Annotated in this window: 10 protein-coding genes and 2 tRNA genes; 5 read left to right on the top strand and 7 right to left on the bottom strand. The window is 29.3% G+C overall.

The features are described from left to right. The first annotated feature begins 163 nt into the window (after positions 1–163). Entirely contained in the window at positions 164–1,486 is a 1,323-nt protein-coding gene (locus FZC36_RS00805; RefSeq protein ID WP_187440125.1) for a M48 family metallopeptidase, read from the top strand. A 56-nt stretch (positions 1,487–1,542) separates the two neighbouring features. On the opposite strand, the gene FZC36_RS00800 is transcribed toward FZC36_RS00805, so the two are convergent. Beyond that, positions 1,543–3,108 (bottom strand): hypothetical protein, encoded by a 1,566-nt coding sequence (locus FZC36_RS00800; RefSeq protein ID WP_148972098.1) that lies wholly within the window; start codon positions 3,106–3,108, stop codon positions 1,543–1,545. A gap of 235 nt (positions 3,109–3,343) precedes the next feature. Between FZC36_RS00800 and FZC36_RS00795 the strand changes: the two genes are divergently transcribed. Both FZC36_RS00795 and FZC36_RS00790 read left to right on the top strand, forming a co-directional pair. After that, entirely contained in the window at positions 3,344–3,568 is a 225-nt protein-coding gene (locus FZC36_RS00795) for a hypothetical protein (protein ID WP_148972097.1), read from the top strand. 107 nt (positions 3,569–3,675) lie between these two features. Continuing rightward, on the top strand, positions 3,676–4,257 hold the full coding sequence (locus tag FZC36_RS00790; RefSeq protein WP_148972096.1) for a hypothetical protein: 582 nt from the start codon (positions 3,676–3,678) through the stop codon (positions 4,255–4,257). A 158-nt stretch (positions 4,258–4,415) separates the two neighbouring features. Here the strand turns inward: FZC36_RS00790 and FZC36_RS00785 are convergent, their stop codons facing one another. Together FZC36_RS00785 and FZC36_RS00780 are read right to left on the bottom strand one after the other, a co-directional pair. Then, on the bottom strand, positions 4,416–6,068 hold the full coding sequence (locus FZC36_RS00785; RefSeq protein WP_148972095.1) for a hypothetical protein: 1,653 nt from the start codon (positions 6,066–6,068) through the stop codon (positions 4,416–4,418). Between the two features lie 217 nt (positions 6,069–6,285). After that, positions 6,286–6,362: transfer RNA gene (locus FZC36_RS00780), tRNA-Met, on the bottom strand. A gap of 134 nt (positions 6,363–6,496) precedes the next feature. On the opposite strand from FZC36_RS00780, the gene FZC36_RS00775 reads away from it, so the two are divergent. Next, positions 6,497–6,577, top strand: a tRNA-Leu gene (locus tag FZC36_RS00775). A gap of 25 nt (positions 6,578–6,602) precedes the next feature. Next, positions 6,603–8,120: a trigger factor gene (tig, locus tag FZC36_RS00770; RefSeq protein ID WP_148972094.1), complete on the top strand. Its 1,518-nt coding sequence runs from the start codon at positions 6,603–6,605 to the stop codon at positions 8,118–8,120. Positions 8,121–8,894: 774 nt separating this feature from the next. Here tig and clpX read toward each other — a convergent pair. From clpX to rpsD, 4 genes are all read right to left on the bottom strand, one after another. Continuing rightward, a complete protein-coding gene (clpX, locus tag FZC36_RS00765; RefSeq protein ID WP_148972093.1) occupies positions 8,895–10,085 on the bottom strand; it encodes an ATP-dependent Clp protease ATP-binding subunit ClpX in 1,191 nt (396 codons plus the stop codon). Between the two features lie 147 nt (positions 10,086–10,232). After that, a complete protein-coding gene (locus tag FZC36_RS00760; RefSeq protein WP_148972092.1) occupies positions 10,233–10,841 on the bottom strand; it encodes an ATP-dependent Clp protease proteolytic subunit in 609 nt (202 codons plus the stop codon). A gap of 256 nt (positions 10,842–11,097) precedes the next feature. Next, the gene (gene rpmG, locus FZC36_RS00755; RefSeq protein WP_148972091.1) at positions 11,098–11,256 is read right to left on the bottom strand and encodes a 50S ribosomal protein L33; all 159 of its coding nucleotides are present in this window, start codon (positions 11,254–11,256) and stop codon (positions 11,098–11,100) included. A gap of 210 nt (positions 11,257–11,466) precedes the next feature. Continuing rightward, entirely contained in the window at positions 11,467–12,090 is a 624-nt protein-coding gene (rpsD, locus tag FZC36_RS00750; RefSeq protein ID WP_148972090.1) for a 30S ribosomal protein S4, read from the bottom strand. Between the last annotated feature and the right edge of the window lie 12 nt (positions 12,091–12,102).

Here is a 12,102-nt window from a genome sequence, read left to right as displayed (position 1 = left end):
TATGGAGCTGTTAATGAAAATTTTATTAAGATGGTTTTTAATTAAATTTAACTATGTTTTTAGAATTTTTAAATCTATGAGATTTCTACTCGCCATTTCAATTTTGTCATCATGCAAAAGCTCACTATCCAGCAATAGACTTACACTGGACATAGAGTTTAGAATGTTTTTTGATAACATTATAAGAAAATCCAACCTAGCAAATAAAAAAATACAGAAATATAAACATATAAACAAACTTAAAAAAGTAAATATAAGTTCACATGACAACAAAGATGAGACTAAAGAATATCCTTCAAACAAACTTACAAAACAAGAAAATAATTTTTACACACCAAAAGAACAGTCCAAAAATAAAATTCGCATATACGGGGATGATTCTACATCAATAAATGCGTATGTATCAATAAATCATTTAGGCAGTGAGTATATGGTTGTACACAAGGGATTGATAGAGAAATGCACTGCAGAAGAAGCAATTGCTGTAATTTTTCATGAAATGGGACATGTCAAAAAATCCCACATAAAACAAAGCATATTTAAAATATCTAAAGCTCAAAACTATAAACTACTAATGCCAACTCTTTTAATCCCAGGTATAAATATTCTGGGAATGATAGTTATAAATGGAATATACAATGATCTTATGATGTACTCTCAACAGCAAGAAGTAGAAGCTGATTCATACGCATTGCAAACTTTGCAAAAGTTAAACTGGACTGTATCAGGATCATATAAGTTATTTAAAAAGTTTGCTGAAAATGATAAAGCCAGAGATTATTTTAGCTCTCATCCTTCATCTTCAAACAGACAAAAAATGGCTTTCCAATACTTAAAGAAAGAAGAAGGTAAAATACCTGATGAAATTATATCTCATTACAAAGCATTACAATCTAGAATCTCCAAAGGACTTTATATAGGAGGGAAAAGAATTGGCAAACCATCTAATGAATATGAAAAACTTTGGGAAGGATATTTGTCAGGTAGAGATATATCGAAATCATTGGTAGAGTTTTTACAAAAACTAGATGAAAATAGCCCTATGTATGTTTGTTCAACTTACATAAAATTTCTTATGGAATTAAGGTTAGAAAATTATGAAAATGCATTACAAAGCATACAAATAATAAATCAGAAATTCTCAGATAGAGAGGTTGAGTTTTGTATTTTGTACACCAAATTCCATTCTTATAAAAAATCTAAAAATACTGCAAAAATGAAAAACTTAGAGCATGAACTTTTAAATTATAAAAATAAAGATATGTTTGATGTTAGAATATGGAGCTTATTATGTTCTTTGTACGATTTTCTAGGAAATAGATCACATTTTTATTACGCCAAAGCTTATAATGAATTCGTAAGCTCAGGAGATATATATAAAGTAAATCAGTTCTTGAAAAAAGCATTAGATGGATTAAATAAAAATTCCATAGCATTTCAAGAGTGTGAGTATTTGCAATCTGTTTCTAGGAAAGCAAGAGTATAAACAAAATAATTAACATAGTATTTAATTCAACAAACTATTTACCTTTTTTTATAAAATTACAAATGATCTTCTGATTCTCCTTCTGCAGAACCTGAAATCAATGCTATAACTGCACTAGATTTCAGAGATTCCATTTGTGAAAAAAGCACTTCTGATTCATCAAATTGCTCTTCCTTTTTGCTAGAATCACTAAAGCAATCTAAGTCATCTTCATTTCTAGGTATCTTTAACATTTTAGAACTTAGATTAGATCCTGCAGAATACAAACTTTTTTCAGACCCATCTTCATCAGAGTTGTTTCCAGAATTACCAATATGATGAATTGAGTTATTGCTTAAATCAAACTGTACAGGTGTTTTAGATCTCTTGGGTGATTTGTCATCTCCTAAAACTGATCCTTCTGGAGAAAGCAGTGCGCTTCTTGGGGACCCATTCACAGAAGGTGATGAATTGTGTAAATCTAAATCTTGCATTAACCCATCTAACAAAGAGTCATCTCCATTAGCACTAAAAGCAGTACCAATCTCAGATCTCACTTCACTATTTGCCATGCTAGATCTTCTAGAAACTATGGAATTTTTGCGTTGTACTTTTCTACGAGCATGATCAAGATCTTTAGCTGAATCAAGTGCTGTGCCTACTTTTAAATATTGCCTTGAACTCTTCAGTGATTCAATTGTAATAATAGATCCTAAAATATCACTTGTTTTATCTGGATCCAAATCCTCCATACTTGTCAAAAACCCAACCTTGTTTATTAAGGGAGTTATTTGTTTTTTATAAAATTCTATTAATAACAATATAAATTTTTCATTATTTTTCTTGTCTTTAGGAATAGATTTATTAAAATTTTCGTTCTGTTCTGAAGATAAGCCTTTGCTAACTAGCTGATTTTGTGATTTCATATATGTTTCTGCAAGTGTTTTTTCATAGCTCAAACGAACACTCTTTTCTTTTTTAGACATTTTTCCTACTATATTGCTGATTTTTAGATATTCTTGTCTGCTGCTTGTTTTAGTAGAGACAGTGACTTCAGAATCCTGAGATTCCTTATGCCTGCCTTTATCAAATGTAATCTTATGTCTAAACTTCAGCCAATCTGAAGAAGGTATTTTTGACAAAAATGCTCCATCAATATCATTTAATGGATCTAGCAAAAATTCATACTTATCTCCAATTACATGCATAACTATAGGCTGCTTATCTTCATCCAAGTCCGAGTAATAACCTTCTGGAGCAAATAAAATCTCTGATTCAAATCCATTTTCCTTTAATATTCTATTCCATGCATAAAATTGAAGAACATTAGCACTTCCAAGCAGCTGTTTTTTTATTTCTGAGCTCTCAGATTTTAAACTAAAAGAAGATCCTATTGATTTAAGGCTATGAGTACTAGACCTTAAAGGTTTCGTGTTTGAAGATAAAGCAGCAATATGTTCTTTATTTAGGTTTCTTGGAGAGCTTAAAACAGAGCCAGAGCTGGAAGGTGAGGCTTTATTTGTTCGATCCACAAGAGAACCAGAGCTAGAAGGTGAAAGTGAAGGTGTTTCAGTAGGCATACCTTCGATCTGACTTAAAATCAGTAAAGATAAAACTATAAATGTTGATTTATTTTTCATCATAAATCCTCCTTTATTAATTTTATCTATTCTTCGTTAATTTACAGTAATTCAAACTATTCTACAAAAAGATATCAAGATATAAGTCTTATACAATCTACTTGTTAATAAATTCATAAAAGTCAAATAATAACTCTCTCTGAAGCAAATAAGTATGATAGTTTAACATTTATATCTTAATTAATTACTAAAATTGATTTCCCACTTACTTATATGAAATAATTTTATTGAGGTAAAATTGGACGAAAAACAAATTATGAAAAACTTAGAGATTATAATGCAGGAATCTATTGGTAAAAATACCGATTCTAAATCAATCTCGAATGCATTAAAAGCTATAGATATGATGTTAAAATATAAAAAGAATAATAAGAAAGCTAACAATATATCTCTTCAAAACCTTACTGAAGAAGAAATAGATAGCATGATAAAACAGTTAGATGTACAAATAAAAAATCAATAAATATATTAAATAACTACAAATAATACATAAATGTAAATATGGTGAAAATATGATCATCAAAATATAAATCAAGAAATATACAATGTATTACAATGTATCATTTGCATGTGTACAATATAAACATGAGAGAAATTTATGTACCAATTTGGGAAAAAGATTTATTAGGAAGCAAAACATCTTCATTAGAAAATAAAATATGTACAGAAAATATAACAATAAATCAAATTTCTCATAAAGCTGAAACTAAAACTGAATCTTGCATAATCTGGACGCCAGAAATAGAAACTAACATCCCTCCTACTCAATTTATTGATCAGGTTTTTCCTGAAAGCAACAAAGCACAAAACACAAACTCTGCCTTCTTGATTAGTTTTTTTGCAATAGGAAGGAGATTGTTTTTTCCTGACAAAGAAATAATAAACTCTAGTTTCATAGATCTATGCCAAGGAAGGCGTGTTAGGATATATTACTCAATAAAACTAAATGACAAAGCAAATAATAACATATATTACACATATGAATGGTTTGTAATGAAACGATTAACACCTACTGAAAAAGATTATGTTAAATCAGAACTATGCAATAAAAATTACAAACATTTCCTAAAAGATTCAGGAAATCATTTGATTATAAAATCAGGTGTAAATAAGAATTATAAGAATATGCTTTATAATCATGGGTGTTTGTAATTAAAACTAATTAGATCTGAACTAAATTAATAGAAAGCTTGAAAATTACCATTTTATTATCTAAAGCTTAACTACCTTTTTATTAGCTACAACTTAACTAACTAAACCAATTATAGCTTAACTAAATAGACTAAAACAATTCCATTTATAGGAGATATTTAAGCTATTGTACAACACTGACATCCACCCTTGTTTGCCTGCTTTACAGAGCTTTGTCTTTTAGGGTTTTTAAATTGAGGTATTGAATTTGTATTGGAACTTTTCCTATTTCCTTGTGAATTAACTGATACTGGCCCTGCATTAACACTTCCTGTAACGTTACCATTTTGATCTAGATTTAAGTTTGTATGATCATTTTTTAAGGATCCAGAAGCTTTACCATCTTTACTAATATTCAATTTAGATCCTTTTCTAGAAATAGATGTACCATTCTTATCATGTTTTACATTAGTTCCATTAATATTAGTTTTAGCAATAGGGTTTCCAGAAGCGTCTACTCCAAACTCACCAGCTTCAGTTTTTACAGTTCCAGATAAACCATCTTTTGCTGATATATTTACTTTACTTCCATTTTTTCCATCAAAGGAAAGTCTTTTTTGATCTGCACCAAACTTTCCTAAAGGTGTGTTTACTGAACCTTCTATCACAGGTTTTCCATTTTCATCTAATTTTGTACCTATAGAACCAAAAGAACCATCTAATGATAATCCTTCTTGAGATAAATTCAGTTTACCTAAAGGAGTGCTAATTGAGGCAGGTTCGAAAGGATCATTTGTTGATTGGCCCTGTCCTTGAATTCCCACTTGGAATCCTCCAAAACTAATGCCAAACCCACTACCAACTTCCGTTTCTTGCTTAGATTCTGCAGGAGCTATGCTTGCTAACATAGGCTTTGCTTTTTTAGATGCGCTTGTTGATTTTACAGGGTTTTCAGATAACTTTTTACTTTTCACACCACTTAAACTTTGTTTAGAGATTCCTGACTTTTTAGAAACAGGACTTAACTTGGATCCAGGTTTTTTGACAGATTTTTTCAGTGGTTTAACAGATTCAGTTTTGGAAGATGAACTTACTTTTCTAGATTCTGAGGTTTGTTTTCCAAAAACAAAAGGCTCACTTTTTCCTGAAGGAGATCTGTTCTCAGGTGTCATAGCTTGATCACTTACAGGAGATCTAGATCCATCACTCCCCAGAAAAGAAACAGGGTAAGACTTCTTAGGAGATCCTTCTTGCTTCAAAGCAGAATTTCTTCTTGGTCTTGTTTTGCATACATTAGTTTTGCTTTCTTCTACACTTTGGTTAGCAAAACTAGATGCATTTGACCTCGTTTCAAAATCCTGCATAACATCTTCTGAAGTAAGATTATGTGCAACAAAAAAGCTTGATAACTCTGCTTTTGTATCCTCAAAAGACATAGTCATCTCTAATTTGTCAGATAAATCGTTCAATATTACAGATGTTTCTGTATTATATTCAGAATCTATTTTAGTTCTCTCATCTAAAAATTCCCTCATAATCTTTTTTGATAAGTCTGCTGATAAACCAATTTCTTTATCATTGAGCAATGCTTCTATATTCTCATTGACATAGAATGCCTCTCCAGAATAACTAGTTCCAGTTCCATCAGAAAGAGATTGAGGTGTAGAGTCAGAACATTCACTGCTACTTTCTGATCCATATGTAGATGCAACTAAATCTGCATCTATACTTGATTCCAAGAAATTTCTATCCTGATTTCCACAATTTATCTCATTAGATAAAAAACATAAAAACGAAAGTAAGGCTAAAGACCTAAATTTTGAACTCTTCACTAATTACTGCCTCCTGCAACACTAAATGCTTCAATATCATGTTAAAATCAGAATGTAAACAAATCATTAATTTATTACATGAAGCAATTTAATAGTTAAATTACTATTGTAATCAATTGAACATTAAATATGTATATGGAAAAAAATTAGTACTTAAAATTACATATAAATTAACTATAATTAAAAAATGAATTAAATAAAAAATATAATATGAAACTGGTTGCGGGGGCAGGATTTGAACCTACGACCTTCAGGTTATGAACCTGACGAGCTACCAAGCTGCTCTACCCCGCAAGATCAATAATATGCAAACTTGATTAATAAGTCAATAGGAGTGTAAGTATTTTTCATTTATTCCGAATCACATATGAACTTTTACAAAGGATACTTTTATAATTCTCTTACATGTGCTATAGTTTTTGCTGTAAGCGGATGTGGTGGAATGGAAGACACGCTAGATTTAGGTTCTAGTAGCGAAAGCTGTGGGGGTTCGAGTCCCTTCATCCGTACTTTTTTCTTATCTTAAGGAGCAAAATGAATAATCCAATCAATTCAGAAAATAAATCTATGCAAACAGACACTAAAGTGAACTTAATTTCAAAAAATGACCTTAAGTGTAAGTATGAACTAACAATTCCTCATTCAAAGTTTAAGGAGCATGTGGATTTTTATCTATCTGCAACACAAAAAAACTATAAAATGGATGGGTTCAGACCAGGAAAAGTACCTTTATCATTAATAAGGAAGAACTCAAAAATAAAAGAAGAGTCAGAAAATTATGCTTTCCAAAATGAATTTTCAAAAATCATGAAAAATTTCGAACATGCACCTTTGACAAACCCTAAGAAAGATTTTGAGTCATCTTTTGATTATGAAAAAGACTCAGAAGTTAAAGTAAATATTGAATTTGAAACATCTCCTGAAACACCTGAAGTTGATCTTACAAAAATAAATATAGAAAACCCTAAAGTAGAAGTAAGTAAAGCTGATGTAAAAAAAGAGATGGAACTCTGGATTGAGAAAAATGAATACACCGTTCCTTTAGAATCAGCAAGACCTTGCAAAGAAGGGGATACATTGAATGTTTCTGTAAAATTCTATGGAAGCAAAGATGGAGACAAGCTACAGATCAAACTTGGTGCTGGAGTTTTATTGCCAGATTTAGAGAAAAAAGTCTTAGGAAAAAATGAAGGAGATGTAATAGAATACACCTCCACTGTCCCAGAAAATGTAAAACATGGCCCACATGCAGAAGAGTTTGCTAAGTTAGCAGGAAAAGAAGTTTCTACATTCCTTACAATAGAAAAAATAATGGATACGAAGAAATATGAAATAAATGAACATATGGCAAAATCTTGGGGATTGGCTACTGTGGAAGCTTTGGAAAACAAATTCCATGAAATGATTACAGATAAGCTAAAAATAAATATCAATTCTTACAGGAAATTTTTGCTTTCTGAGAAGTCTGTGCAAGGATTAAAGTTTAATGTACCTGAATCTTACTTAGATGCTGAATACATGAATACGTTTTACGACATATTAAAGAAAATGGACTCCCAAATGGTTCATAATTTTTCTATGGATAACTTAGAAACATATTTTGAAAGTGTAAAAGAAAAAGGATTCTTTGAAAGTAAAACTTTAGATAAAGTAAAAGAAGAAGTCTTAGAAAACTCAAATAAAAGAATTATGTTTTTGTTCCTAATAAGAAAATGGATCAGAGATTGGGATGTAAAAATCACTCAACAAGATATAGATAGTTACATTTTTGAAGAGTCTAAAAAATACAGAGGCGGACTGTCTGAAGTGCAAAAATACTATAAAGAGAATGCTGATGAACTAGAAAAAGCAAGAGCTTATATCTTAGAAGAGAAAGCTATAGCTGATGCATTATCTAGAGTAGTAAGCGTAGATAAAGAAATGAAGATCAAAGATCTGAATGAAAAAATGCTTGAAATAAGACAAAAAGTTTTCTATGAAAAATCAGACAATAAGCTTACAAAAGATAAAAAAACTTCTTCAAAAGAAACAAAAACCTCTGAAAAGAAATAATATAACTCAAAAACAACTTTACTTCTTGTTTCCAATATTGGATGATTATTTTCAAAAAGAATTTTTCAATAACTAGTTAATTTATTTCGAAATCTTGTAAAAAAAATTACATATATCAAATAAAATCTTAAGCTTATAATTCTAAATAAATGGAACTTATTTCTACAAAATTTAATAAGTTTAATAAAGTATGTATTAGGTAGAATTTTATATATACATTACACTGCACAATACATAAACTTCCTTTATTTAGGTAGAAACTTATTTAAAATCATATAAAATAGTGGGCTAGAATATATAAATCTGTATTACAAATAATATTAATCAAACCAACAGAAGGTATTCATTTTTTCAAAAAAATTATTATTTAATACGGATAAATATAACTTTATTTGATTAACTATGGAATTTATATGAATATTTTTATATAGGGCTTTATTAATAATTTCTGCTCTGCATAGCAGAATTATCTTAGCTATAAATAAAGAACCAGAAGGTATTAAAACTAATATCTAGAAAAAATATATTATAAAAACAGCCAGATAATTTATTAAAATATATATATAACTCTCTCTATTTTCTACCCCAACCAAGTTCCTGACTAAAACAAGGAGCATCTAATATTTTGTACTATTATAAAATTATAGGTTCACAAAGAATTAATATGGAAAAAATAATTCATAATATATTCAATTCAAATATTTACACTTTCCTAAAGTAAAATCATAAATATCATATTAAAATCTATAAACAAAAAATAAACTTTTTGGTATTTTAGTTTCTTTTTTCTAACTTGAACTTTTTCTTCTCAATGTTATTTTCATTTATATTTAAAGACATAGGGCCTATATCTCTTTTTATATCAAACATAGGATCTAAAAATATTGATTCAAGAATAGATTTCAATCCTCTTGCTCCAGAGCCTTTTTCCAAAGCTTTTTCTGCTATTAATTCTATAGCTCCATCTGTAACATCTAGAATAACATTGCTTAATTTAAATAAACGCTTATATTGCTTAATAAGTGAATTTTTTGAATCTTTCATTATACTAACAAGTGAATCTTTATCTATCTTGTCCAGTTTTGCAACAATAGGAAATCTACCAATCAGTTCTGGAATCAATCCAAATTTGATCAAATGATTATTTTCTATCTTTTTATCTAAAATTTCATTTTTCTTTTGAAACCCTATTGATGCTTTTTCTTCAATCAATGAATCTAAATCGGCAAAAGCACCTCCACATATGAAAAGTATATTGCTTGTATCAATTTGGTTTTTTACAATACCACCCCTCATTTTTTCTTGTAATTTCTGTGGGATATTTATTTTAGTTCCTTCCACTAGCTTAAGTAAAGCTTGCTGCACCCCTTCTCCTGAAACATCTCTGGAGATAGATTTATTCTCAGATGTTCTTGCTATCTTATCTATCTCATCTATATATATTATTCCTCTTTCTGCCAAGTTCACATTCATGTCAGAAGCTTGAATTAAATTAAATAGAATACTTTCTACATCTTCACCGACATACCCTGCTTCTGTAAAAGTTGTTGCATCTGCTATAACAAATGGAACATCTATAGTTTTTGCTAAAGTTTTTGCTAAAAATGTTTTTCCAGACCCAGTTGGACCTATGAGTAAAATATTTGATTTTTCAATATTATCTTCTTTTTCATTTGCATTTATTCTGTTGTAATGGTTATAAATAGCAACTGAAAGAATTTTTTTTGGAGTCTCTTGCCCTATTACATACTCGTCTAAACTTTCTTTTATCTCACCAGGAAATAGTATTTTATGATCTTTAGGCTCTGTTTTTTTATGTTCTTTGATCATTTTTTCGCATAAATCAACACATTCATTACATATAAACACACCTGGTCCTGCTATCAATTTTTCTACAACAAATTGATCTTTACGACAAAAAGAACATATTATAGGCTCTTTGTTTAATACCTTACTTTTGTTCATATATATCCCCCCTGTTTAAATCAAACTTATACAAAAAAACATACGAAAATCTAATAACGTCTATACAAATTAACTTCACTAAAAATCTTATATTAATATTTTAAATAAACACTAAACTAAAAGTAGAATTTAGCAATATCAATGAAATTATTTCTTAGTAATGCTTCTTTTTAATGTTTTCTTAGAGTCTTTTTCCATTATCTCATCTATTATTCCAAGTTTTTTAGATTCATCTGCTCTAAAAAATGTATCTCTATCAAAAAAAGATTCTAGTTTTTTTCTATCTATACCAGTGTGGCTGTAGTATATTTCTAACACTATATCTTTCAGTCTATTTATTTCTGTTACATATATATCTAAATCTTTTGCTTGACCTTTCATTTGACCTAAAGGTTGATGTAGCAAAACACGAGCATTTTTCAAAATAAATCTTTTCTTCCCTGCACATAAAAGCATAGAACCTGCTGAACAAGCCTGCCCCATACAAACAGTATTTACGTTTATACTTACAAATTGCATCGTATCATATATTGCTAAAGCAGAGGTAATTGATCCACCTGGAGAGTTAATATATATGTAAATATCTTCACTACTTTGAGATTCTAGAAATAGTATTTGCGCACATATTAACGTGGCTACTTCATCATTTATTTCTCCTGTAAGAAATATAATTCTATCCTTCAGAAGTCTGGAAAATATATCGTAAGATCTTTCTCCCTTAATGGTTTGATCAATTACAGAAGGTATTACATTCATTATTACTCCATTTCACTTTTTAATATAAAAAACATTAAAACAAAAGTATTCCTAGTATTAGCAAAAATTAAAAATAAAGCTAATTTAAGCTTTGATGTATTTAGATTACAAAACAAATCTAAATAAAATGCTATACTAAATCAAAAATCCTATAAAATATCTTATAAATTAGAAGTTAACACGATGTAATATTAGATTTAGATTAATAATCGCTTAATAAAACAAATCATTCACCTGAGAAAACTCAGATTAATAATTATTTCTTCTTTTCAGTAAATAGAACATGCTTTCTTTGCTTTTTGCTATATTTCATCAAAGATAGCTTGCCTTCCATTGTTCTGCTTTTATTAGTTATGTAAAACTCACCACCATTACGCAAAAGGACAAAGGGGGCCTTGTTTTTCTTTTTTGCCATATAAACACTCCTTCACAAAAACTGATGCGTCATTATACAACTAATAAATCAATTATATAAGACTTTTTAAACAACAAAGATACATTAAATAAATCAGTAATATTATATTAAAATAAACATATTTCAGAATATATAAATATTTACTAATCATATCCAAAACTTATAAATTTTGAATTTGAAAAAAGTATCTAAAAAAAATATCAACTCAGATTAAATAGATCTAGAGTAATATTCTACAACAAGATCCATATTCATCTGAGAAGGATATGGAACCTCATCCAAGTTATCAGGAAACTTCAAAAGCTTTCCTACAATTCCATCTTCAGTCACTTCGTAGTAACCAGGGACATCTCTCTCTTCAGATTCTGTAGCTGCTCTTATATTTCCTATATTCTTAGACTTTTCAGCTAAAGTAACAACGTCTCCAACCGCAAGAAGGTAAGAAGGTTTGTCTACTCTTTTTCCATTAACCAAAACATGATGATGAACTACTAACTGTCTAGCAGCGAAAATAGTACTAGCAAGCTTCATTCTATATACAAAAGTAACTAAAGTTCTCTCTAGAATTCTTACCATATTCAAACCGGTATCACCTTTTGCATTCATCGCATTCTTGAAAAGTCTTACAAACTGCTTCTCTCTCAAATTATGGTAAACTCTGAACATTTGTTTAGCTCTAAGCTGTAAAGCATAGTTAGAAAGCTTTTTCATTCTCTTAGAACCATGCTGTCCTGGTCTAGAATTTCTCTTCCCATTTAAAGGGCTTTTTGCTCTGCCCCAAATGTTTACACCATAAGATCTATCTTTTTTATATTTTGCATTACTTGAAGGCATTAATTAATAAAC

Source organism: Candidatus Nesciobacter abundans (assembly GCF_008189525.1).
Lineage (GTDB): Bacteria > Pseudomonadota > Alphaproteobacteria > CAJXXZ01 > 1604HC > Nesciobacter > Nesciobacter abundans.
The sequence above is the reverse complement of the archived record's forward strand: the minus strand, read 5'-3'. Positions and strand labels throughout refer to the sequence as shown.